At 67.7% G+C, this 23,954-nt stretch carries 23 protein-coding genes; 1 reads left to right on the top strand and 22 read right to left on the bottom strand.

Annotated features, from left to right (window positions below; genetic code table 11):
* Window positions 1-258: 258 nt before the first annotated feature.
* The 14 genes from rpsQ to ngcE form a co-directional block, all read right to left on the bottom strand.
* A complete protein-coding gene (gene rpsQ / locus ACZ5AJ_RS02055) occupies window positions 259-549 on the bottom strand; it encodes a 30S ribosomal protein S17 (protein ID WP_464136665.1) in 291 nt (96 codons plus the stop codon).
* A gap of 22 nt (window positions 550-571) precedes the next feature.
* Complete coding sequence (gene rpmC / locus ACZ5AJ_RS02050) at window positions 572-805, bottom strand: 50S ribosomal protein L29 (protein WP_114853752.1); 234 nt, start codon at window positions 803-805, stop codon at window positions 572-574.
* Window positions 805-1,224, bottom strand: a complete 420-nt coding sequence (gene rplP / locus ACZ5AJ_RS02045) for a 50S ribosomal protein L16 (protein ID WP_464136664.1) — start codon at window positions 1,222-1,224, stop codon at window positions 805-807. Before rplP ends, rpmC begins: the two co-directional genes overlap by 1 nt.
* A gap of 5 nt (window positions 1,225-1,229) precedes the next feature.
* Window positions 1,230-2,060, bottom strand: a complete 831-nt coding sequence (gene rpsC / locus ACZ5AJ_RS02040; protein ID WP_464136662.1) for a 30S ribosomal protein S3 — start codon at window positions 2,058-2,060, stop codon at window positions 1,230-1,232.
* A gap of 10 nt (window positions 2,061-2,070) precedes the next feature.
* Window positions 2,071-2,424 carry a 50S ribosomal protein L22 gene (gene rplV, locus ACZ5AJ_RS02035; RefSeq protein ID WP_010532527.1) on the bottom strand — a complete coding sequence of 118 codons (354 nt, stop codon included), beginning with the start codon at window positions 2,422-2,424 and terminating at the stop codon, window positions 2,071-2,073.
* A 52-nt stretch (window positions 2,425-2,476) separates the two neighbouring features.
* Window positions 2,477-2,758 carry a 30S ribosomal protein S19 gene (rpsS, locus tag ACZ5AJ_RS02030; protein WP_010532528.1) on the bottom strand — a complete coding sequence of 94 codons (282 nt, stop codon included), beginning with the start codon at window positions 2,756-2,758 and terminating at the stop codon, window positions 2,477-2,479.
* A 15-nt stretch (window positions 2,759-2,773) separates the two neighbouring features.
* Window positions 2,774-3,610, bottom strand: coding sequence for a 50S ribosomal protein L2 (gene rplB, locus ACZ5AJ_RS02025; protein WP_464136659.1), 837 nt, complete (start codon window positions 3,608-3,610; stop codon window positions 2,774-2,776).
* A gap of 48 nt (window positions 3,611-3,658) precedes the next feature.
* Window positions 3,659-3,961, bottom strand: a complete 303-nt coding sequence (rplW, locus tag ACZ5AJ_RS02020) for a 50S ribosomal protein L23 (RefSeq protein ID WP_464136657.1) — start codon at window positions 3,959-3,961, stop codon at window positions 3,659-3,661.
* Window positions 3,958-4,893 (bottom strand): 50S ribosomal protein L4, sunset domain variant, encoded by a 936-nt coding sequence (gene rplD, locus ACZ5AJ_RS02015; RefSeq protein ID WP_464136655.1) that lies wholly within the window; start codon window positions 4,891-4,893, stop codon window positions 3,958-3,960. Before rplD ends, rplW begins: the two co-directional genes overlap by 4 nt.
* A gap of 5 nt (window positions 4,894-4,898) precedes the next feature.
* Complete coding sequence (rplC, locus tag ACZ5AJ_RS02010) at window positions 4,899-5,579, bottom strand: 50S ribosomal protein L3 (protein WP_464136654.1); 681 nt, start codon at window positions 5,577-5,579, stop codon at window positions 4,899-4,901.
* 11 nt (window positions 5,580-5,590) lie between these two features.
* The gene (rpsJ, locus tag ACZ5AJ_RS02005; protein ID WP_015776378.1) at window positions 5,591-5,899 is read right to left on the bottom strand and encodes a 30S ribosomal protein S10; all 309 of its coding nucleotides are present in this window, start codon (window positions 5,897-5,899) and stop codon (window positions 5,591-5,593) included.
* 544 nt (window positions 5,900-6,443) lie between these two features.
* Entirely contained in the window at window positions 6,444-7,331 is an 888-nt protein-coding gene (locus tag ACZ5AJ_RS02000; protein ID WP_464136652.1) for a carbohydrate ABC transporter permease, read from the bottom strand.
* Window positions 7,328-8,365 (bottom strand): carbohydrate ABC transporter permease, encoded by a 1,038-nt coding sequence (locus tag ACZ5AJ_RS01995; RefSeq protein WP_464136650.1) that lies wholly within the window; start codon window positions 8,363-8,365, stop codon window positions 7,328-7,330. Before ACZ5AJ_RS01995 ends, ACZ5AJ_RS02000 begins: the two co-directional genes overlap by 4 nt.
* Complete coding sequence (gene ngcE, locus ACZ5AJ_RS01990) at window positions 8,362-9,810, bottom strand: N-acetylglucosamine/diacetylchitobiose ABC transporter substrate-binding protein (protein WP_464136648.1); 1,449 nt, start codon at window positions 9,808-9,810, stop codon at window positions 8,362-8,364. The genes ACZ5AJ_RS01995 and ngcE overlap by 4 nt, the downstream gene beginning before the upstream one ends.
* 266 nt (window positions 9,811-10,076) lie before the next feature.
* Between ngcE and ACZ5AJ_RS01985 the strand changes: the two genes are divergently transcribed.
* Window positions 10,077-11,006: a YflT domain-containing protein gene (locus ACZ5AJ_RS01985; protein WP_464136647.1), complete on the top strand. Its 930-nt coding sequence runs from the start codon at window positions 10,077-10,079 to the stop codon at window positions 11,004-11,006.
* Between the two features lie 498 nt (window positions 11,007-11,504).
* Here ACZ5AJ_RS01985 and tuf read toward each other — a convergent pair whose 3' ends face one another.
* From tuf to ACZ5AJ_RS01945, 8 genes are all read right to left on the bottom strand, one after another.
* Entirely contained in the window at window positions 11,505-12,692 is a 1,188-nt protein-coding gene (gene tuf / locus ACZ5AJ_RS01980) for an elongation factor Tu (protein WP_464136645.1), read from the bottom strand.
* Window positions 12,693-12,820: 128 nt separating this feature from the next.
* Window positions 12,821-14,968, bottom strand: coding sequence for an elongation factor G (gene fusA / locus ACZ5AJ_RS01975; protein ID WP_464136644.1), 2,148 nt, complete (start codon window positions 14,966-14,968; stop codon window positions 12,821-12,823).
* 89 nt (window positions 14,969-15,057) lie between these two features.
* Entirely contained in the window at window positions 15,058-15,528 is a 471-nt protein-coding gene (gene rpsG / locus ACZ5AJ_RS01970; RefSeq protein ID WP_464136642.1) for a 30S ribosomal protein S7, read from the bottom strand.
* Window positions 15,528-15,902 (bottom strand): 30S ribosomal protein S12, encoded by a 375-nt coding sequence (rpsL, locus tag ACZ5AJ_RS01965; protein ID WP_464136640.1) that lies wholly within the window; start codon window positions 15,900-15,902, stop codon window positions 15,528-15,530. The genes rpsG and rpsL overlap by 1 nt, the downstream gene beginning before the upstream one ends.
* A gap of 518 nt (window positions 15,903-16,420) precedes the next feature.
* Window positions 16,421-17,665 carry a transglycosylase family protein gene (locus ACZ5AJ_RS01960; RefSeq protein WP_464136639.1) on the bottom strand — a complete coding sequence of 415 codons (1,245 nt, stop codon included), beginning with the start codon at window positions 17,663-17,665 and terminating at the stop codon, window positions 16,421-16,423.
* A 522-nt stretch (window positions 17,666-18,187) separates the two neighbouring features.
* Window positions 18,188-18,418, bottom strand: coding sequence for a hypothetical protein (locus tag ACZ5AJ_RS01955; RefSeq protein ID WP_464136637.1), 231 nt, complete (start codon window positions 18,416-18,418; stop codon window positions 18,188-18,190).
* A 4-nt stretch (window positions 18,419-18,422) separates the two neighbouring features.
* Window positions 18,423-19,856, bottom strand: coding sequence for a hypothetical protein (locus ACZ5AJ_RS01950; protein ID WP_464136634.1), 1,434 nt, complete (start codon window positions 19,854-19,856; stop codon window positions 18,423-18,425).
* A 197-nt stretch (window positions 19,857-20,053) separates the two neighbouring features.
* A complete protein-coding gene (locus ACZ5AJ_RS01945; protein WP_464136633.1) occupies window positions 20,054-23,938 on the bottom strand; it encodes a DNA-directed RNA polymerase subunit beta' in 3,885 nt (1,294 codons plus the stop codon).
* Window positions 23,939-23,954 lie beyond the last annotated feature (16 nt).

The following is a 23,954-nucleotide window of genomic DNA, read 5'->3' as shown; positions in this document are numbered from 1 at the left end:
CTGACCAGTGGGTATACAAAGATCACACCCAGTGTCCGCGACCACAGGCGGTCCACGACGGGGTGGGCCGATCCCCAGCCCAGGCCACCCCTCAGCCCCGCGCCCCGCAGCCTCGAGGCCCGCAGCGCCGCAGCACCGCGGCCCCACCGGGGGAACCGTGCACCGGTCCCGGAGACGCGCGAAGGGCCGCCCCTCCCCCGCAGGGGTGGGGCGGCCCTTCGTCAGATGCCTGACGCGGTCACAGGGACCGCGGCTGGATCACTTGGCGCGCTCGAGGACCTCGACCAGACGCCACCGCTTGGTCGCGGACAGCGGTCGGGTCTCCATGAGGAGGACCTGGTCGCCGATGCCGGCGGTGTTCTCCTCGTCGTGGGCCTTGAACTTGTGGGTCTTCGTGAGGACCTTGCCGTAGAGGGCGTGCTTCACACGCTCCTCGACCTCGACCACGATGGTCTTGTCCATCTTGTCGGACACCACGTAACCGCGCAGGGTCTTGCGGTACGGACGCTCCTCGGCGCCGTCCTTGACCTCGGGGGTGTTCTCGTTCATCTCTCAGTTCCTCGCTTCGCGGTCACTCGGCGGAGCCGGGGGCCTGACGGATGCCCAGCTCGCGCTCGCGCAGGATCGTGTAGATCCGTGCGATGTCCTTCTTCACGGACCGCAGGCGGCCGGAGCTCTCGAGCTGACCGGTGGCGGACTGGAAACGGAGCTTGAACAGCTCGTCCTTGGCCTTCGCCAGCTCCTCTGCAAGCTTGACGTCGTCCAGCTTGTCGAGTTCATCGGCGGTGAGCTTGGTCGCTGCCATCAGATGTCACCACCCTCTCGGCTCAGAATGCGGCACTTCATGGGGAGCTTGTGCATCGCGAGGCGCAGTGCCTCACGTGCGACAGCCTCGTCGACACCGGCGATCTCGAACATGACCCGTCCCGGCTTGATGTTGGCGACCCACCACTCCACGGAGCCCTTGCCGGAGCCCATGCGGACCTCGGCAGGCTTCTTGGTGAGCGGTCGGTCGGGATAGATGTTGATGTACACCTTGCCGCCGCGCTTCATGTAGCGCGTCATGGCGATACGAGCTGCCTCGATCTGGCGGTTGGTGACGTAGGCCGGCGCGAGCGCCTGGATGCCGTAGTCGCCGAATGCCAGCTCGGTGCCGCCCTTGGCCATGCCGCTGCGGGTCGGGTGGTGCTGCTTGCGGTGCTTGGTCCTGCGGGGGATCAGCATGTCGCTCAGGCCTCCGTTCCGGACTGCTGTGCGGGCGCCGCCTGCTCTGCGGGAGCCGCGGGAGCGGTCTGCTCCGGTGCGGACTCACGACGGGCGTTGGCGTTGCGCTCGTTGCGGCGACCGCGCGGGCGCTCGGCACGCGGGCCCCGACCGGAGCGGGGACCCTGCGAGGCGGCCTGCTGGGCCGCGAGCTCCTTGGCGGTGACGTCGCCCTTGTAGATCCACACCTTCACGCCGATGCGGCCGAAGGCGGTGCGGGCCTCGTAGAAGCCGTAGTCGATGTTCGCGCGGAGGGTGTGCAGCGGCACACGGCCTTCGCGGTAGAACTCGCTGCGGCTCATCTCGGCGCCGCCGAGGCGACCGGAGACGGCCACTCGGATGCCCTTCGCGCCAGCGCGCTGCGCGGACTGCATGCCCTTGCGCATCGCACGGCGGAAGGAGACGCGGGCGGCGAGCTGCTCGGCGATGCCCTGTGCGACCAGCTGTGCATCGGCCTCGGGGTTCTTGACCTCGAGGATGTTCAACTGGATCTGCTTGCCGGTGAGCTTCTCCAGCTCACCGCGCAGACGCTCGGCCTCCGCGCCGCGACGCCCGATGACGATGCCCGGGCGGGCGGTGTGGAGATCGACGCGGACGCGATCTCGGGTGCGCTCGATCTCGACCTTGGAGATGCCGGCGCGCTCGAGCCCCTCGGACATGAGCTTGCGGATCGCGACGTCTTCCTTCACGTAGTCGCGGTACCGCTGCCCCTCCTTGGTGGAGTCGGCGAACCACCGGCTGCTGTGCTCCGTGGTGATCCCGAGGCGGAACCCGTTCGGATTGACCTTCTGGCCCATTCGGGACTCCTTACTTGTTCACGGGAGCGACCACCACGGTGACGTGGCTGGTGCGCTTCTTGATCTGGAAGGCACGACCCTGAGCACGCGGCTGGAACCGCTTCATGGTCGGGCCCTCGTCGACGTATGCGGCGGAGACGACGAGCTCGCGCTCATCGAAGCGCTCCCCCGCCTGATCTGCCTTGACGCGCGCGTTGGCGATCGCGGACTGGACGAGCTTGAGGACGGGCTCGCTGGCGGCCTGCGGGGCGAACCGCAGGGTGTCCAGGGCCTCGGCCGTGCTCTTGCCACGAATCAGGTCCACAACGCGGCGAGCCTTCATGGGCGACATGCGGAGGTACCGCACCTGCGCCTTGGCTTCCATTGCTGTCCTGCTTTCTCTTCGAGTTCGAGAAGTGCTGCGCTGCTGACCGGGGTCAGCGGCGGCGGCCCTTCTTGTCGTCCTTCTCGTGGCCCTTGAAAGTCCGCGTCGGGGCGAACTCGCCGAGCTTGTGGCCGACCATCGACTCGGTGACGAACACCGTGACGTGCTTGCGACCGTCGTGCACTGCGAAGGTGTGGCCGAGGAAGTCCGGGGTGATGACCGAACGACGCGACCAGGTCTTGATCAGGTTCTTGGTGCCCTTCTCGTTCTGTGCGTCCACCTTCTTCTGCAGGTGGTCGTCGACGAACGGGCCCTTGGCGATACTGCGAGGCATTTCCGAATCTCCCTATCAGCGCTTCTTGCCGGTCCGACGACGGCGCACGATGAGCTTGTCGCTCTCCTTGCCCGGACGACGGGTGCGGCCCTCGGGCTTGCCCCAGGGCGAGACCGGGTGACGGCCGCCGGAGGTCTTGCCCTCGCCACCGCCATGAGGATGGTCGACCGGGTTCATGACCACGCCGCGGACGTGCGGGCGCTTGCCCTTCCAGCGGTTGCGGCCGGCCTTGCCCCAGTTGATGTTCGACTGCTCGGCGTTGCCGACCTCGCCGATGGTGGCGCGGCAGCGGGCATCGACGTTGCGGATCTCGCCGGAGGGCATGCGCAGCTGCGCGAAGCGGCCCTCCTTGGCGACCAGCTGGACCGACGCGCCGGCGCTGCGAGCGATCTTCGCGCCGCCGCCGGGGCGGAGCTCGATCGCATGGATGACCGTGCCCAGCGGGATGTTCCGCAGAGGCAGGTTGTTGCCGGGCTTGATGTCCGCGTCCGGGCCGTTCTCGATCCAGTCGCCCTGACGCAGCTTGGCGGGGGCGAGGATGTAGCGCTTCTCGCCGTCCGCGTAGTGCAGCAGAGCGATGCGCGCGGTGCGGTTGGGGTCGTACTCGATGTGAGCGACCTTGGCGTTCACGCCGTCCTTGTCGTGACGACGGAAGTCGATCACGCGGTAGGCGCGCTTGTGGCCGCCGCCCCGGTGACGGGATGTGATGCGACCGTTGTTGTTGCGACCGCCGGTCTTGGACAGCGGACGGACCAGCGACTTCTCAGGCGTGTCGCGGGTGATCTCGACGAAGTCGGCGACGCTCGAGCCGCGACGGCCCGGCGTGGTCGGCTTGTGCTTGCGAATTCCCATGGTGGGTTTCCCTCAGACTCTCTTCGGCTCCTCGGATATCGATCGCGCTCAGGCGACCGACCCTCCGAAGATGTCGATGGCTCCGTCGGTCAGGGTGACGATGGCGCGCTTGGTGTCCTTGCGCTTGCCGGTGCCGAAGCGCGTACGACGCGTCTTGCCCTGACGGTTGATCGTGTTCACCGAGGAGACCTTGACGTCGAAGATCTTCTCGACGGCGATCTTGATCTCGGTCTTGTTGGCGTCGGCAGCCACCAGGAAGGTGTACTTGCCCTCGTCCATCAGCCCGTAGCTCTTCTCGGAGACGACCGGGGCCAGCAGGACGTCGCGGGGATCCTTGTTCAGCGCGGTCACTTCGACTTCTCCTCGTCAGCCTTGTCGGCGGACTCCTTGACCGCGTTCACGAAACCGGCGGCCTTGGCGGCCTCCGCGTTCGCGAACCAGACCTCGGCCTTGGTGCGGCCGTACCACGGGGAGTCCTCCGTGTGGAACTTCATCGAGCCCTTGTTGCCCTTGATCGTGAAGCCCTCGGGAGCGGAGCCGTCGGCCAGGGGGGCCGCGGAGCCCGCACCGAAGGGGCCCTCCTCGACCGCGGCGGCCGGAGCGGCGGCAGCGGCCTTCGCCTTGGCGAAGCCGGAGGTCGGGAGCGACAGGGTCGCGGTCGCCACGAAGTCCTCGAGGGCGGCGGAGGTGAAGACCACGTCGTCGGAGAGCATGACGTCGTAGGTGTTCAGCTGGTCCGCGTACAGGACGTGCGTGGTGGCCAGGTTGCGCGTGCTCAGCGCACCCAGGTCGTCGTCGCGGTGCAGCACCACGAGGACGTGGCGGCGGTCGGAGACCTTCGCCAGGGTGGCCTTCGCGGCCTTGGTGGACGCGGCCTCGCCTGCGAGCAGGGCGGAGACGACGTGCACACGGCCGTTGCGGGCGCGGTCGGAGAGCGCACCGCGAAGTGCGGCGGCCTTCATCTTCTTGGGCGTGCGCTGGCTGTAGTCGCGCGGCACCGGGCCGTGGACCACGCCACCGCCGGCGAACTGCGGGGCGCGCAGCGAGCCCTGGCGGGCGCGGCCGGTGCCCTTCTGCTTGTAGGGCTTCTTTCCGCCGCCGCGGACCTCGCCGCGGCTCTTGGCCTTGTGGGTGCCCTGACGAGCGGCGGCCTGCTGGGCCACGACCACCTGGTGGATCAGGGGGACGTTCGTCTGGACGTCGAAGATCGACGCAGGAAGCTCGACGGTGCCGGCCTTCTTGCCGGCCGGATCGAGCACGTCGACGGTCAGGTTCTCTGCCATCGGGCTCAGGCCTCCTTCGCGGGGCTCTTGACGGCCGAGCGGACCAGGACGATGCCGCCCTTGGGGCCGGGGACGGCACCCTTGACGAGCACGAGGCCCTTCTCGACGTCGACCGCGTGAACGGTCAGGTTCTGGACACTGGTGCGAGCGTTGCCCATGCGGCCGGCCATGCGCAGACCCTTGAACACGCGTCCAGGGGTCGAGGCGCCGCCGATGGAGCCCGGCTTGCGGTGATTGCGGTGCGCGCCGTGGGAGGCGGAGACGCCGGCGAAGCCATGGCGCTTCATGACGCCCGCAGTGCCCTTGCCCTTGGACGTGCCGACGACGTCGACCTTCTGGCCCGCCTCGAAGACCGAGGCGTCGATCTCCTGGCCGAGGGTGTACTCCGCAGCGTTGATGGTGCGCAGCTCGACGAGGTGACGGCGCGGGGTCACGCCGGCCTTCTCGAAGTGGCCCTTGAGGGGCTTGGACACCTTGCGGGGGTCGATCTGCCCGTAGGCGATCTGGATCGCGTCGTACCCGTCGGCCTCGACGGACCGGATCTGGGTGACGACGTTCGGACCGGCCTGGACCACGGTCACGGGGACGAGCTTGCCGTTCTCGTCCCACACCTGGGTCATGCCGAGCTTGGTGCCGAGCACGCCGGACACGGCGCGGGCACGCTGTCCCGTCAGTTCGTTGCTCATTCCGACCTGCCTCAGAGCTTGATCTCGATGTTGACGTCCGCCGGCAGGTCGAGACGCATGAGCGAGTCCACGGCCTTGGGCGTGGGATCGACGATGTCGATCAGTCGCTTGTGCGTGCGCATCTCGAAATGCTCGCGGGAGTCCTTGTACTTGTGGGGAGAACGGATCACGCAGAACACGTTCTTCTCGGTCGGCAGCGGCACCGGGCCCACGACCGTCGCACCAGCGGAGGTGACCGTGTCGACGATCTTGCGCGCCGAGCTGTCGATCACCTCGTGGTCGTACGACTTGAGCCGGATGCGGATCTTCTGTCCCGCCATGGCGTCCTGTCTCTCTTCTTCGTCTGTCATGGATGCAGCCTCTCCCCGGTACCCGAGGTCGGGCGTGTCGGCCTCGAGAGGCTGCATGAGCCCAGCCCGGGACCGCCGGATATCGGCTGCGTCTGCGCCTTTCCCTCCTGGCGATGCGCGGTCGACGCGATGGCGTCGTTCGCATCCTGGGGACGGACCTCATCCGGTGATCATTCGCCGTGGGGGAACCCTCGGAGAACGGAACCGGGCATGTCGGCCCGCGCAGACAACTCGAACAGTCTGCCAGAGAGCACACCGCGCCCACAAGGCCACCCCCAGGTGCACCCCGTCACAGGATGCCCGGCGGCGACGAGGGCACGATGGATCGTCGGCAGATCGAGCGGCACGCCCGGATGGTCCGGGACGAGCCGTCCGATACTACTCCGATCCGCGGCGCGCCGCGTCCGCAGCGGCCCGGCCCCGAACACGCGCGGCAGACGCCTACGACAACATGGGCCTCGCCCAGAACGGGTCCCCGGCCCCGAACACGCGCGGCGGACGCCGTACCCAGCCATCACTTGTCGGTGCTGGGTCCGACGCCGGCCTGCAGCTGCCGCTGGAAGATCACGTACACCACCAGGACCGGGATCACGGTGATCACCACGGAGGCGAACATCGCGCCCCACTCGACCTTGTACCCCTGCTGCGCCTGCAGGTTGACGAGCCCCTGCGCGAGCACATAGTTGCGCCTGTCGGTGTTCAGGACCAGCGGGAGCATGTACTGGTTCCAGAGCCCGAGGAAGTTGAAGATCGCGACCGACACCAGTCCCGGTCGCGCCATCGGCAGCATGATCTGGAAGAAGGTGCGGAAGTCCCCGGCCCCGTCGATCGCTGCGGCCTCGGCGATCTCCTCCGGCAGCCCCGTGAAGAAGGCATGGAGGAAGAACACGGTGAACGGCAGGGCGAAGGCGACGTAGGCGAGGATCACGCCCACCAGTCCGAAGCGCCCCTCGAGCAGCCCCATGTTCCGCAGCACGAAGAACAGCGGGACGACCGCGAGGAAGATCGGGAAGGTCAGACCCGCGACCATCCCGTAGTACACGACCCGGTTCCCGGGGAAGGGGAATCGGGCGAGCACATAGGCGCACATCGCACCCAGCAGCATGACCACCGCAAGCGCGATCCCGACGACGAGCACGGTGTTGAGGAAGTACTGCCCGATACGCGCCTCGGACCAGGCCAGCGAGTAGTTCTCCCATTGGAGGCTCGCTGGCAGGCCGAACGGGTCGGTGAGGATCTCCTGGGAGGTCTTCAGCGAGGTGTAGACGGTCCACAGCAGCGGCAGGATCACGATCAGCGCCCATGCCGCCAGGATCACGTGGTGCAGCGCCGAGAAGCCGACCCGCCTCGGTCCGCGGGCCGTCGGGATCCGACCCGTCGTCGCTGCGCTGGACGTGCTCATCGGCCCTCCCTCCCCGCCCGCGATGCGCCGATGACGATGACCGCGACGACCATCGTCACCGCTGCCATGACCACGCCCATGGCGGTGGCCTCGCCGAAGTCGCCATCGCGGAATGCGGTCTGATAGAGATGCAGGGAGACGACCTTGGTGCTGTTGGCGGTGCCGCCGTTGGGCGTCATCACCGAGACGAAGGTGAAGGCGTCCAGCGCGAAGATGCCCATGTACACCAGAGCTGTGGAGACGCTGTCGCGCACCATCGGTGCGACGATCTGGACCGCGGTGCGCAGGCGTCCGGCTCCGTCGATGCGTGCCGCTTCGAGGACCTCCCGCGGGATCGACGCGATGGCCGCGACGAAGAGCACCATGTAGAAGCCGACGAACGTCCAGATGATCGCGAACATGATCGCCGCGAGGGCGAACCGCTGATCTCCCAGCCAGGCGATGCTGACCGGCGCCAGCACGTCCCCCGCGCCGAGCAGTCTCGTCACAGCATTGACCGCGCCGACGCCGATGTTCAGGAACCCGTTCAGGAGCCCGCCGCCAGGGTGGTAGACGAAGTTGAACAGGATGCCGGTGATGACGGCCGGAACCGCGTAGGGGAAGAAGCTGACCACGCGGTAGAAGCTTGCTCCGCGCACCCCGCGCACACCGCCGCGGGTGTCCCCTCCGATGGTGACCATGACCGCGAGCGCGAAGGCGAGGGCGATGGTCACGACGGGCAGCACGATCAGGAGCACCAGGTTGTTCCGCAGCGCCAGCCAGAAGACGTCGTCCGCGAAGATCCTCCGGTAGTTCTCCAGGCCGATGAAGTCCATCGACGGGCTCAGCCCGGACCAGTTCGTCAACGAGTAGTAGAACGACTGGAGGAAAGGGGAGACCACGAACATCAGATAGACCGCGAGAGGAAGCCCCAGGAAGAGCAGGATGAAGAGCATCCTCTCGAGGGTCGGCGGCCGACGGCGGCGACGGCGCCCGCCCCGGGGGACGCGCGCCGTCATCGCTCCCCCGGCGCCGAGTGCGCCGGGATCGATCACGAATCGACCTCGAACTTCGTGATGGAGTCGTCCTCGCGGACCTTGTCGATCATCGCCTGCTCCTGCTCACGCAGCGTGGCCGCATCGATATCGCCCTTGAGGAAGCTGGTCCAGCTGGTGATCGAGTCCGAGCCCAGCCCGTACCAGTCCGAGAAGTTGTAGGTGAAGGTGCTGTCCCCCGCAGCGCTGATCATGGCGTTCACCGAGGCCAGCGCTGTCGATCCGAATCCGTCGTCCGGGACGGTGTCCTTGACCACCGAGGGCGCCTTGGTCAGCTCCGCGAAGTTGGCCGCCTGCTCCTTCGAGAGCATGATGCGGAGGAACTCGGCGCCGCCCGCCGGATTGTTCCCGCCGGACGGTACGAAGTACTGCTCAGCGGCGGTCCCGTGGATCGCCTCGTGGGGCAGCGCACCATCGGGCAGCGAGGGCACAGGGGCTCCCGTCATGTCATAGCCCTCGGGGGTGACGTCGGCCTGCTCGTTCTCGATCCAGGAGCCGGAGGGGTACAGCACCGACTTGCCCTGGACCCAGTTGGTCTGGGCATCGGTGTGCTTGATGCCCTCGCCTCCCGGCTCGAAGTACCCCGCCTCGACGGCCTCGCCCATCGCGTCGTAGGCCGCGACGACGGCGTCCTGCGAGAAGGCCCCCTCCTCGAGCCGGTCGATCGCCGCCAGCACCTCGGCGCCTCCGAGCTTGGCCGCCATGGAGAGAGCCATCTCCTGGTAATAGTTCGAGGCGTTCTGTCCGCCGTAGGAGAAGAGGTGCCTCCCCTCCCCCTTGACGGTCTCCCCGAGCGCCATGAGGTCGTCCCAGGTCTCCGGCACGCTCCAGCCCTTCTCCTGGAACTCCGATGCCGAGTACCACAGCGCGAACACGGTGTAGACGTAGTTCATGCCCAGGAAGGTGCCGCTGAACATGCCCGGCGATGTGACACCCGGCAGGAGGTTCTCCTCGATCGTCCCGTCCCCGTCGAGCATGGGAGCTGCCAGCAGATCACCGAGATCAGCGAGCTGAGGGACCAGACCGTCGATGGCCAGCTTCTGCGCTCCGGAGTTGTCGAACAGATCGGGCGGCGTCCCGCCGGCGAAGCGCGGCTGGAGATCGGGCTGGATGTTGACGGTCGAGTGGACGTCCACGTCGGCGTCGGGATAGATCTCCTGGTACTTGTCGCCGGCGTCGAGGGCGTACTGGTCGCCGTAGCCGCCGTCGAAGATGACGGCCTCGATCGGGAGGCCGCCGTCCACCCCCAGCGGGTTGTCATCACTGACCTCCGCGCCGGTGATCGAGCCTCCGCCGTCCGACGACGAGTCGTCGGATCCTCCACCGCCTCCGGCGCACGCAGTGAGCGCGGACGCGCCGAGCCCGGCGCCTGCGATGGTCAGGAAGCTGCGGCGCGATGCTCCGAGCCGCTCGAGCGGTGTCATGTCCTCGATGCTGTTGCTCATCGTCTCCACTTTCTGCGTTGAAAGATCGACGCACGATATGCGCAGGGTCGCCATCGACCCTGCGATCACTCTAGGACGACGACGACGTCCGCACACCCGGAACAACGCCTCCGACCGTCACGTTTCGGGCACGAACATGACTGCCTGAGAGGATTGCCGAGCACGATCGCGCACGATCTGCGGCCTGCCGAGATCACAGGCCGACGCACGGGCTGGACTCAGGCGCTTCCCTGCTGAATAGCGGCCGACTGGCCTAGTCTTCCTGTATGACCGCACCGCATCAGCAGAACTCCCCCCTCACCGCGAGGCTGTACGACCTGGAGTATCCGCGCTCTCTCGGCGTCTACAGCACCTACGCCGAGGTGCAGGCCGTGGTCGACGCTCTCGCGGACAACCAGTTCCCCGTGCAGAACACGATGATCGTCGGCACCGACCTCAAGCTCATCGAGCGCGTGACGGGACGCAAGACCTGGGGACGTGTCATCGGCCAGGGGGCGCTCTCGGGCATCTGGATGGGGCTCTTCATCGGGCTGATCCTCATGATGCTCTCCCCCGGTGGCAGCATCGCCGTGATCATCACGAGCATCCTCATGGGCATCGTGTTCTTCACCGTCTGGTCGGTGATCGGCTACGCGATGACCGGAGGGAAGCGGGACTTCACCTCGATGACTGCGACGATCCCCATGCAGTACGAGCTGATGGTCGAGCACAGCCACGCCCAGGAGGCTCGGAGGATCCTCACCGAGACCGGTGCCTCCTTCGGTCGCACCGGGGCTGGCGCTCCGTTCTCCCATGGCCCGGGGGCGCCCTCTGCACCCTCGGCGCCCGTCGGCTACCCGGGCGGGGCACCTCAGAGCCCTGGCCAGGCTGGGGTCGCGTATCCGGGAGGCTCGCCGAGCGCAGGTCGCCCCACCTACGGCCAGCCTGCACAGCCTGCACCTCCGGCAGCCTCACCGAGCCCGTCCTCCCGGCGTCCCACCTATGGCCAGCCGGCGCCTGCGCCTGCCGAGCAGACGAGCGCATCCGGTCCCCACGATGCCTCTGCTGCGCCTGCTCCGTCGGCACCGTCAGCTCCGTCGGCACCGTCGAGCGGATCCGGCCCTGCGGATCCCTACCCGTACGGCCGCACCCCCGGATCGAGCTCTCCGAGCCCGAACCCGACGGAGCCCGAGGACCCCGAGCGGCCCGCCCGCTGATCCCTCAGCGGTTCTTCCCCGGGAGCCCGACGGTCCTCGCGGGGCTCTCCGCGCTGCGGGCGCTCCCTGGAGATCCCAGCACCCGATCGTCATGGCGCCCTGACGACGCACCAGTCGTCAGGGCGTCCGCTCGTCTGCAGTGCTCCGGAGATCTCCCCCGACCCCTTCGCGCCTCACCCCAGCCGGTCAGATGGCTCTCGTCAGAGCACCGCGGCTATCGAGAACCCGCCCCAGCCAGCTGCGCGTCATGGCGAGAGCGGTTCAGCCGGGAGCAGCCGATCCGCCCCCCTCCCCCTCCCGCGCCTCGGTCCGCCGATCGGCACCGTTGCACGACAGGTCCAGCCTGCCGCCCCCTGCTGGCGAAGTGACCGGACTCCTCCTGGAGAGCAGTGAGGAGAACGGGACGAGCCCCGGACCGGGATGCCGGTCCGGGGCTCTTCGTCGTGCGCACGTCCGCCGAGCGGACGAGTCACCTCTGCGGGGCTGGCCCCGCGATGATCACTTGGTGATCTTGGTGACGCGGCCGGAGCCGACGGTGCGGCCACCCTCACGGATGGCGAAGCCGAGGCCCTCCTCCATGGCGATGGGCTGGATGAGCTCCACCGTCATCTCGGTGTTGTCGCCGGGCATGACCATCTCGGTGCCCTCGGGCAGCGTGATGACGCCGGTGACGTCCGTGGTCCGGAAGTAGAACTGCGGACGGTAGTTCGAGTAGAACGGGTTGTGACGGCCGCCCTCGTCCTTGGACAGGATGTAGACCTGCGCCTCGAAGTTGGTGTGCGGGGTGATCGAACCCGGCTTCACGACGACCTGGCCGCGCTCGACGTCCTCGCGCTTGGTGCCGCGGAGCAGCAGACCGCAGTTCTCGCCGGCCCACGCCTCGTCCATCTGCTTGTGGAACATCTCGATGCCGGTGACCGTGGTCTTCTGCGCCTCGCGGATGCCGACGATCTCGACCTCGGAGTTGATGGCGAGCTTGCCGCGCTCCACCTTGCCGGTGACGACGGTGCCACGACCGGTGATCGTGAAGACGTCCTCGACGGGCATGAGGAAGGGCTTGTCCATGTCACGGACCGGGTCGGGGATGTTCTCGTCGACAGCGGCCATGAGCTCCTGGACCGACTTGACCCACTTCTCGTCGCCCTCGAGGGCCTTGAGAGCGGAGACGCGGACGACGGGGGCGTCCTCGTCGAACTCCTGGGAGCCCAGCAGCTCGCGGACCTCCATCTCGACGAGCTCGAGGATCTCCTCGTCGTCGACCATGTCGGACTTGTTCAGCGCGACCAGCAGGTAGGGGACGCCCACCTGGCGGGCGAGCAGAACGTGCTCGCGGGTCTGGGCCATCGGGCCGTCGGTGGCGGCGACCACGAGGATGGCGCCGTCCATCTGCGCCGCGCCGGTGATCATGTTCTTGATGTAGTCGGCGTGGCCGGGGGCGTCGACGTGGGCGTAGTGACGCTTCTCGGTCTGGTACTCGATGTGCGAGATGTTGATCGTGATGCCGCGCTGCTTCTCCTCAGGCGCGTTGTCGATCTGATCGAAGTCCCGCTTCTCGTTCAGGTCCGGGTACTGGTCGTACAGAACCTTCGAGATGGCAGCGGTCAGCGTGGTCTTGCCGTGGTCGACGTGACCGATGGTGCCGATGTTGACGTGCGGCTTGGTCCGCTCGAACTTGGCCTTGGCCATGGTGGTGTCCTCCTAGGACTTCTTATCTCTGGGTACTACTCGGTTCGGGATCGGCCCCCACCATCGGGAGGGGTCCGACGGGATGAGGAGGGAGCAGGAGAAGGATCCTACCTGCTCCCTCCGACTCCTCACTCGCCCCGGGTCTTCGCGATGATCTCGTCCGAAATGGTCTTCGGGACCTCCGCGTAGCTGTCGAACTGCATCGTGTACATCGCACGGCCCTGGGTCTTGGACCTCAGGTCGCCGACGTATCCGAACATCTCCGACAGCGGGACGAGAGCACGGACGATCTTGACCCCGCTCGCGTCCTCCATCGACTGGACCTGCCCGCGACGCGAGTTCAGGTCGCCGATGACATCTCCCATGTACTCCTCCGGAGTACGGACCTCGACGCTCATCACCGGCTCGAGGAGCACGGGCTGCGCCTTCTTGAGGGCCTCCTTGGTCGCCATGGATCCGGCGATCTTGAAGGCCATCTCGGAGGAGTCGACGTCGTGGTAAGCGCCGTCGATGAGGGAAGCCTTCACGTTCACGACCGGGAAGCCGGCCAGGATGCCGGACTCGAGGGCCGACTGGATGCCGGCATCCACGCTCGGGATGTACTCGCGCGGGATGCGTCCGCCGGTCACCTTGTTCTCGAACTCGTAGAACACGCCCTCCTCCGCGTCCGTGAGGGGCGCGAAGGTGATCTGGACCTTGCCGAACTGGCCGGAGCCGCCGGTCTGCTTCTTGTGCGTGTAATCGAACTTCTCGACGGTGCGCTTGATGGTCTCGCGGTAGGCGACCTGCGGCTTGCCGATGTTCGCCTCGACCTTGAACTCGCGGCGCATGCGGTCCACCAGGATGTCGAGGTGGAGCTCGCCCATTCCCTTGATGACCGTCTGGCCCGTCTCCTCGTCGAGCTCGACCTGGAAGGTCGGGTCCTCCTTGGCGAGCTTCTGGATCGCGGTGCCCAGCTTCTCCTGGTCGCCCTTGGTCTTGGGCTCGATGGCCACGGAGATGACCGGGTCCGGGAAGGTCATGGACTCCAGCTGCACCGGGTTCGAGATGTCGGTCAGGGTGTCACCGGTGTTGGTGTCCTTCAGACCGATGAACGCGTAGATGTGGCCGGCGAAGGCCTCATCGACCGGGTTCTCCTGGTTCGAGTGCATCTGGAACAGCTTGCCGATGCGCTCCTTCTTGCCCGAGGTGGCATTGAGGACCTGGTCGCCGGTGGCGACATGGCCCGAGTAGACGCGCACGTAGGTGAGCGCGCCGAAGAAGGGATGCGCGGCGACCTTGAACGCGAGGGCCGAGAAGGGCTCCTCGCTCGAGGGCTTGCGAGTGATCTCGACGGACTCGTCCTTGGGGTCGTGCCCGATCATCGGCGGCACGTCGAGCGGCGAGGGCAGGTAGGAGACCACACCGTCGAGCATGGGCTGAACGCCCTTGTTCTTGAACGCGGAGCCGCAGAAGACGGGGTACGCCTGCGAGTTCACCGTGATCTCACGGATGCCGGCCTGGAGCTGCTCGAAGGTCAGGTCGCCGTTCTCGAGGTAGGCGTCCATGAGCTCCTCGGAGCTCTCGGCGACGTCCTCGACCAGCTTGGCGCGGTACTCGTCGACGGTGTCCTGCAGATCCTCGGGGATCGGGACCTCGATCTGCAGCTGGCCGAGGGTGGCGTCACCCTTCTTCTTGCCGAACTGCGGGGCGTCCTCGGGGAACGTCTCGGGCCACTCGTAGGCGACCATCCTGACGAGGTCGACGACACCGCGGAAGTCGTTCTCCGCGCCGATCGGAACCTGCATGACCAGCGGCTTGGCACCGAGGCGGTCGATGATGGTCTTCACGGTGAAGAAGAAGTCCGCACCGAGCTTGTCCATCTTGTTGACGAAGCAGATGCGCGGCACGTCGTACTTGTCGGCCTGGCGCCAGACGGTCTCCGACTGGGGCTCCACGCCCTCCTTGCCGTCGAACACGGCGACGGCGCCGTCGAGGACGCGCAGCGAGCGCTCGACCTCGACGGTGAAGTCCACGTGGCCGGGCGTGTCGATGAGGTTGATCTGGTTGTCGTTCCAGTAGCAGGTCGTCGCGGCGGACGTGATCGTGATGCCGCGCTCCTTCTCCTGCTCCATCCAGTCCATCGTGCCGGCACCGTCGTGCGTCTCGCCGATCTTGTAGTTGACGCCGGTGTAGTAGAGGATGCGCTCCGACGTGGTGGTCTTACCGGCATCGATGTGCGCCATGATGCCGATGTTGCGGACCTTCGTGAGGTCGCTGAGCACTGCGAGTGCCACGGGCTGTGCCTTTCTTTGAACTGAAGCTGGGCGACTGCTCGGAGGGGCGAAGCGGGGTCCGCACAGAACTGCGCGGACCCCGCGTCGACTCACCAGCGGTAGTGCGCGAAGGCCTTGTTGGACTCGGCCATCTTGTGGGTGTCCTCGCGACGCTTGACCGCGGCGCCGAGGCCGTTGGAGGCGTCCAGGATCTCGTTCATGAGGCGCTCGGTCATGGTGTGCTCGCGGCGGGCGCGAGAGTAGCCCACCAGCCAGCGAAGAGCCAGCGTGGTGGAACGACCGGGCTTGACCTCGACCGGCACCTGGTAGGTCGCACCGCCGACGCGGCGGGAGCGGACCTCGAGGGTGGGACGGATGTTGTCGAGAGCCTTCTTGAGCGTGACGACCGGATCCTGGCCGTTCTTCTCACGGCAGCCCTCGAGGGCGCCGTAGACGATGCTCTCGGCGACGGTCTTCTTGCCGTCGAGGAGGATCTTGTTGATGAGCTGGGTGACCAGGGGGGACCCGTAGACCGGGTCGACCACGAGCTGGCGCTTGGGAGCTGCTCCCTTACGAGGCATTACTTCTTCTCCTTCTTCGCGCCGTAGCGGGAGCGGGCCTGCTGGCGGCCCTTCACGCCCTGGGTGTCGAGGGAGCCGCGCACGATCTTGTAGCGGACGCCCGGGAGGTCCTTCACACGGCCGCCGCGCACGAGCACGATCGAGTGCTCCTGCAGGTTGTGGTTCTCGCCCGGGATGTAGGCGGTCACCTCGATGCCGGTGGACAGGCGCACGCGAGCGATCTTGCGCAGCGCCGAGTTCGGCTTCTTCGGAGTCTGGGTGTAGACGCGCGTGCAGACACCGCGGCGCTGGGGCGAACCCTTGAGCGCCGGCGTCTTCGAGGCGGATGTCTTGTCCTTCCGCCCCTTGCGCACCAGCTGCTGAATAGTGGGCACAGCTTCTCTTTCTGTCAGGCCTCCGCCGCTGTTGGCACCGGAGGATCACAATCTTCGACCGCTGAAGCGGCCGGCGACCCGGCTCGTCGGTCCCATGCCCAGGACTGCTCGACGCTCCGACCCGCCCACGCGATGATGGCACCGCACGGGCGTCCCGAGGACCGTGATCGGCACCCGCCGCATCGAGGCCGGGCATGGCCCACGATCCGTAATCGGGCACGCCGCGAGGATCCGCTCCTCGCGGGGGACCCCCTCCGAGCCTCTCCGAGAGAAGGCGCGGAACTCGTCCCAGTCACGACCAGAGGGCACTCCGGACGCACCTGCAGTCTACTGAGGGCCTCCGGACGCGGTCAAAGCTTCTTTCCCGTTCCGACGCAGATCACATGACGCCGGATGACCTCGGGCGTGCATCTCTCCGCCGTTCGTGCGTCGACCGGGAGAGCGCCTCCGACGGCGGAGCGCCCCGCGCGCGATGCACGGGGCGCTCCGCCGGCAGGAACGTGCTGGCTGATCGGGAGTCAGCGCAGGCCGAGCTTGGAGGTGCAGGAGGGCCATGCGCCCCAGCCCTGCGCGGCCTGGACCTTCGTGGCGATCGCGATCTGCTGATCGCGGGTCGCGAGATCAGCGCGGGAGGCGTACTGGGTGCCGCCGTAGGCGGCCCAGGTGCCCTGGTTGAACTGCAGTCCGCCGTAGTACCCGTTGCCGGTGTTGATCGACCAGTTCCCCCCGGACTCGCACTGCGCGAGGCTGTCCCAGACGGAGCCCGAGGCGGTGGAGGGGGCCGACGAGCTGGAGGAGCTGGAGGAGCTGCTGCTCGAAGAGCTGGAGGAGCTCGAGGAGCTGGAGTCGTCGGACCCGGAGGAGCCGCTCGAGGTCGACGAGCGCTCGGAGCTGCGCGAGGAGGCGGTGCTCTCGGCGGGCTTCTCGACCTCCGGCTCCTTGGTGCCCTTGAGGACGACCTGGGTGACGGGCTCGGAGATCGTCTCCTCGGAGAGCAGCTCGGACTCGGTCACCTCGCCGTCGACGAGGGTGTCCTTGTAGACCTTCTCGATCTCACCCTTCTTGCCCTCGGTCTTGACCTTGGTGGTGCCCTGGGTGAGGGTGTCGTCCTCGACCGTCTTCGTGTCGAAGTCGACCTTCTCGGTCTCGGTGCGCTCCTCCGTGCGGGTGCGGGTGACAGTGATGGTCGCGCCGTCCTCGAGGACCGAGTCGCGATCCACCGAGGCGGTGTCGTCGTCCTCGATGTCCCCGAGGACCTTCTCCATCGCCTCGCCGACGGTCAGCGCGGTCACGTCGAACGTGTCCTGACCGTACTGTCCGACGAAGGTCACCGTCTTGCGGGTGACGATGTCGATCTCGTCGGCGTCGTCCGACAGGACGGTGTCCGCAGCAGGGCTCACTGCCGCGCCCTCGGCCTTGTAGTCGACCTCGTCGAGCACGTCCTGGACGGTGGTGCCGGTGGTGAGGAGATCCTGCTCGACGCCGTCGATGCTGACAGTGACGGGGCGGCGCTCGATGACCTGGACGTCGATGCCGTCGGTGACCTCGGAGTCGAGGGACGGGATCACCAGGTCGGTGTCCTTGACCTCGATGCCCTGCGCCTCGAGCAGCTCGGCGACCGTCGGGCTGAAGGTCCGCACCGACGTCTGCTCGCCGTAGACGGTCACCGCCGCCTCGTTGGACACGGCATACGCCGTCCCGCCGCCGCCGGCGGCGAGCACGCACACTGTCGCGGCCGCGATGACCCACGGAGTCTTCTTCACTGCATCCACCTGTCCCGTCACCGGCGTCCTGCCGGCGCTGTCGTTCCCTGAGCACGAATGCCCCTGGAGCGGGGCCCTGGCGTCGCACGGGCGCGCACCCGGTTCGGGGCGCTGCGGGGAAGGGCCGTGCGGTGTAACGCCGTGCACCATGGTTTCCTGGGAGACGGCTTCTGGGAAGGTGAACACGAAGAGTTTGGCGGAGCACCCGGCATCTCTTTACCCAGTCGTGAACCTCCACGTAGAGCAGGTCACGAATTCGGGCATTCCCGAGATGATCGACGGCGGCTCGAGGGGCGCTGCATCACACGCGCCTTCGGACCGCACGGGCGAGGAGCGCAGGGAGCGGGCGCAGGGTGCGGCGCGCAGGGGGGCAGGCGCGGAGCGCGGCGTTCGACGAGCCTGCGACACATGCCCCACCGCGCAGGGTCCACCCGGGACCGCAGACGAACCCGGAGGACGAGGCAGCATCGAGACGACCTCAGGGCGCTCCGTTGCGCCCCCCTGGGATCCCCTCCGCGAAGCTCACATGCAGTACTTCTCGTACTTCGACGGCGAGTACTGGCGCCACCACCAGCACTGGTACCAGGAGATGCTCGGAGTGACCGCCTGCGAGGCGACGTTCGTGGCCGCGAGCGCGGTGACCGATGCCTCGCTGCTCGAGGCCGTGGCCTCGGGCGTCGCAGCGCCCGCGGCCGGCGCGAGCAGGAGGGAGAGGGCCAGCGGGGCGACGAGGAGAGCGAGTTTTCTGCGCATGGCGTCAGTCAACACCCTCAGGGTTCCCACCGCTCCCCCTCTTCGGCAACGATGCGGTCTCAGCCTGCTGCAGTGGTATGCGCACCACCGTCTCCATCGCGCCTCCGCTCCCTGTGCCTGACCAGACCGCTCCGCCGAGTGCCCGGGCACGCGCTGCAAGGTCGGGGCCCAGGCCATCGTCCGCAGCGGAGCTCGGAAGGTCCGCGGCATCGGTCGTCCCGGCGAGATCGTCTGCCCTGGCGTCTGCCCCGGCGTCTCGGGTCGCATCGGCGTCGGGGACGAGCGTGCACGCTCGCACCACGAGGTCGGCACGCGCTCCTGACCGCGACCCCGCCGGCAGCGCTCCTCCAACCAGCCCTTCAGCTCCCGCCGCTTCGATCGAGACGGCAAGCTGGACGGAGCAGCCTCTCACATCCCGAGCAGCATCCTCGGAGACGCCGGCAGCAGGGGCGTGCGCGGGCCCGTGGATCGGACGGGACTCCGCATCCCGCATCGCAGACAGCGCGATCCCGAGCATCAGCAGGCGCACCTGGTCGACGAAGTCCGCGTCAGCTCTCACGGGAAGCGTGCCGACGCTGATCGCGATGGGGCATCCGGTCCGCGCCGTCCCATGGCGGATGCCGTCCGCCGTCCTCGCGAGAGGGCCTGCCAGCTCCACCGCGCCATCGCCCGAGACCGCCCGGTCGTCCGATCTCACCACCCCGGCGCCCTCCGGGGCGAGGGAGGAGCGGAGCTGGCCTTCGAGATGGAGGAGAGCCCTCTGGCCGACGAGCGCAGCCTCGGCGGAGCGTCCGGTCGCAAGCAGACGCTGCTGCTCCCCGAGCAGCTGGGACAGCAGTCCGAGCGATCTGGCCTCCCTCGACTGCTCGCGGTCCCGTGCGCGTCTCGCCTCACCGCGTGCGATCTCCTCGCGGTTCTCGATCCTGGTGTCGACCCGGGACTCGAGGAGCGCGGCACTGGATCCCAGGACGACGGCGAGGATCCACGAGAAGCCCACGGAGCCGACGAGCGAGAGCCCGGAGTCCGCCGCGCCCGCGAGGGTGGCGGCAGCGATCATCACGACGAGGACCATGCTGATCAGGAGGAAGCGCAGACCCTGCCGATAGCTCAGCACGACCGCCGCCGCTCCGACGACGGGCTCGTACAACGGGCTCATGCTGTCCTTGTCCAGGCCGAGCTGGACGAGGAGACCGCCCAGGGACAGCAGCGCCACCGTCCGAGGGAACCAGATGGCGAGGACGAACAGGACGCCTGCACCGACGCTCAGCACCAGTTCCGCAGCCGACTCGGCGACAGTGGTGGTGGGGAGCACCTTCATCGCGGCGAAGATCAGCAGAACCATGCGCAGCGGCGGATCGATGGTCCGCGGTCCGAGCACGGCGTCCTCCACCCGGACCCAGAGGGTGCCGGGCGAGCGCTGCTGAGCTCCTGCCGTCACTGCTCGATTATGACCCGCGGCGGACCACAGAAGGCGTTCCTGTCCAGGGACGATGCTGAAACGTTTCCAGTCCTTCGGCTGCCGGGGCCGCTGATGCGCCGACGGGGCGGCCCCACCTGCGGTGGGGCCGCCCCGTCGGCGCATGCGGACCAGCGGGAGGAGCGGAGGGCTCCTCAGCTCTGATCCGTCTCAGGCGATCAGCGGAAGTCCGTCCGGAACGGATCCGCGTAGTCGATATCGTCGAGGTTGACGGCACCGTTCCCGCCGAAGCCGGAGAAGTCCAGCTCGTCGTATCCGGGCACCTGGTACATCTGGGCCTTCGCCTCATCGGTGGGCTCGACCACGATGCGGCGGAACCGGGAGAGGCCCGTGCCGGCAGGGATCAGCTTGCCGATGATGACGTTCTCCTTGAGCCCCAGGAGCGAGTCGCTCTTGCGGTTCAGGGCGGCCTCGGTGAGCACGCGGGTCGTCTCCTGGAAGGAGGCGGCCGACAGCCACGAGTCCGTCGCGAGCGAGGCCTTGGTGATGCCCATCAGCTCGGGTCGTCCCGAGGCCGGCTGACCGCCCTCGGAGAGGACACGACGGTTCTCCCGCTCGAAGGTCACCCGCTCGGTGAAGTCGCCAGGCAGCAGGTCCGTGTCACCGGACTCGATGATCGTCACCCGACGGAGCATCTGCCGGACGATGACCTCGATGTGCTTGGCATGGATGTCCACACCCTGGCTGATGTACACCTTCTGGACCTCGTCCACGAGGTGCTGCTGCACCGCCCGGGGGCCGAGGATGCGCAGGACCTGCTTCGGGTCGACGGAGCCCTGGCTGAGCTGCTGACCGACCTCGACGTGATCGCCGTCGGACACCAGCATCGTCACACGCTTCGAGACCGTGTAGGTGACAGGGTCGGTGCCGTCGTCGGGCGTGATCGTGAGGCGACGCTGCTTGTCGTTCTCCTCGATCTCGACGCGGCCGGCGGCCTCGGTGATCGGTGCGAAGCCGGCAGGGGTGCGGGCCTCGAACAGCTCCTGCACGCGCGGGAGGCCGTGCGTGATGTCGCCGTCGGCGCTCGCCACACCACCGGTGTGGAAGGTGCGCATGGTCAGCTGCGTGCCGGGCTCGCCGATGGACTGGGCGGCGATGATCCCGACGGCCTCGCCGATGTCCACCAGCTGACCGGTCGCGAGGGAACGGCCGTAGCACTGCGCGCAGGTGCCCGAGGCGGAGTCGCAGGTCAGGACCGAGCGGATCTTGACCTCGCGGACGCCGGCGGAGACCAGCTGCGCGATCAGCACGTCGCCGACCTCGGAGCCCGCCGGAGCGGCCTCCTGACCGTCGGCACCGATCGCCGGGGTGGCCAGGACGCGGCCGTACACCGTCGACTCGACGTGCTCGTAGGGCACGAGCGCACCGGCCTCCTCCACGGCGATCGGCAGGACCAGGCCCTTGGTGGTGCCGCAGTCCGCCTCGCGGATGATGACGTCCTGGGAGACGTCCACCAGACGACGTGTCAGGTATCCCGACTGGGCGGTCTTCAGCGCCGTGTCCGCAAGGCCCTTGCGGGAGCCGTGCGAGGCGATGAAGTACTCCAGGACCGAGAGCCCCTCCTTGTAGTTGGAGAGGATCGGGCGCGGGATGATCTCGCCCTTCGGGTTGTTCACCAGTCCGCGCATTCCGGCGATCTGGCGGATCTGCATCCAGTTGCCTCGAGCACCGGAGTTCACCATGCGGAAGATGGTGTTGGTGGACTCGAAGTTCTCGCGCATGGCGTTGTCGACCTCGTTGGTCGCCTCGGTCCAGATGTCGATCAGCTCGACGTTGCGCTCGGCCTCGGAGACCAGACCCAGGTCGCGGTTCTCCTGCACCTGAGCGGCCTTCGCCTCGTACTTGGCGATGATCTCCTGCTTGTTCGGCGGAGCCTCGACGTCGCTCAGCGCGAAGGACACGCCAGAACGGGTCGACCAGGAGAAGCCGTAGGACTTCAGCGCGTCCAGGGACGCGGCCACCTGGCCCTTGTCGTAGCGCTCGGCGAGCTCGTTGACGATGGAGCCCAGACGCTTCTTGCCGACCTGGCCCTCGACGTAGGGGAAGTCCACCGGGAGCGTCTCGTTGAAGTAGACGGCGCCCAGCGACGTGCTGAGGATGATCGGATCACCCTCGGTCCAGCCCTCCGGCGCCTCCCACTCGCGCGGCGGGACGATGTCGGTGAAGCGGATCTTCACCGGGGCGTTCAGGTGCAGCTCACCCGTGTCGTGGGCCATGATGGCCTCCGCCACGGAGGAGAAGCTGCGGCCGACACCGGGGACGTCCTCGCGCACCGTCGTCAGGTGGTAGAGGCCGATGATCATGTCCTGTGCGGGCATGGTCACCGGACGGCCGTCCGACGGCTTGAGGATGTTGTTGCTGGAGAGCATGAGGATGCGGGCCTCGGCCTGCGCCTCGGCGCTCAGCGGCAGGTGGACGGCCATCTGGTCGCCGTCGAAGTCCGCGTTGAACGCAGCGCACACCAGCGGGTGCAGGTGGATCGCCTTGCCCTCGACGAGCTGCGGCTCGAAGGCCTGGATGCCGAGGCGGTGCAGGGTGGGAGCACGGTTCAGCAGCACCGGGTGCTCGGTGATGACCTCCTCGAGCACGTCCCAGACCTCGGGACGGGCCCGCTCGACCATGCGCTTGGCGGCCTTCACGTTCTGGGCGTGGGACAGCTCGACCAGGCGCTTCATGACGAACGGCTTGAACAGCTCGAGCGCCATGCCCTTGGGCAGACCGCACTGGTGCAGGTGGAGCTGCGGACCGTTCACGATGACCGAGCGGCCCGAGTAGTCCACGCGCTTGCCCAGCAGGTTCTGGCGGAAGCGTCCCTGCTTGCCCTTGAGCATGTCGGAGAGCGACTTCAGCGGACGGTTGCCGGGGCCCGTGACCGGGCGGCCGCGACGGCCGTTGTCGAACAGCGAGTCGACCGACTCCTGCAGCATGCGCTTCTCGTTGTTCACGATGATCTCGGGAGCGCCGAGATCCAGCAGCCGCTTGAGGCGGTTGTTGCGGTTGATCACGCGACGGTACAGATCGTTGAGGTCGGAGGTCGCGAAGCGTCCGCCGTCCAGCTGCACCATCGGGCGCAGATCCGGCGGGATGACCGGCACGCAGTCCAGCACCATGCCCGCGGGCGAGTTGGTGGTGGTGCGGAATGCCGAGACGACCTTCAGGCGCTTGAGCGCGCGAGCCTTCTTCTGGCCCTTGCCGGTGGCGATGATCTCGCGCAGCACCTCGGCCTCGGCGTCCAGGTCGAAGTCCTGGAGACGGCGCTGGATCGCCTCGGCGCCCATGCCGCCCTCGAAGTAGGTGCCGTAGCGCAGCTTCATGGCGCGGTAGAGCTGCTCATCGCCCTCGAGGTCGGCGACCTTGAGGCCCTTGAAGCGCTCCCAGACGCGAGTCACACGATCGATCTCGGCGTCGTACTTCTTGCGGATCTGCGCCTGCTCGCGCTCGGCGGAGTCGCGGACCTTGCGCTTGGCATCGGCCTTGGCGCCCTCGGCCTCGAGCTCGGCGAGGTCCTTCTCGGCGGCGACGGCGCGCTGGTTCACGGCCGCATCGCGGTCCGAGGCCAGCTCCTTGACCTCGAGGTCGAAGCGCGCCTGCAGATCGGGGAGGTCCTCGTGGCGAGCCTGCTCGTCGACCGCCGTGACCATGTAGGCGGCGAAGTAGATGACCTTCTCGAGGTCCTTCGGAGCCAGGTCCAGCAGGTAGCCGAGGCGGCTGGGAACGCCCTTGAAGTACCAGATGTGGGTGACGGGAGCGGCAAGCTCCACGTGGCCCATGCGCTCACGGCGCACGGAGGACTTGGTGACCTCCACGCCGCATCGCTCGCACACGATGCCCTTGAAGCGCACGCGCTTGTACTTGCCGCAGTAGCACTCCCAGTCCCGGGTGGGGCCGAAGATGCGCTCGCAGAACAGGCCGTCCATCTCGGGCTTCAGGGTGCGGTAGTTGATGGTCTCGGGCTTCTTGACCTCGCCGTGCGACCACGCACGGATGTCGTCGGCGGTCGCGAGGCCGATACGCAGCTCGTCGAAGGTGTTGACGTCGAGCACAGATGTCCTTCTCTCG

Source organism: Brachybacterium zhongshanense, assembly GCF_055385755.1.
The sequence above is the reverse complement of the archived record's forward strand: the minus strand, read 5'-3'. Positions and strand labels throughout refer to the sequence as shown.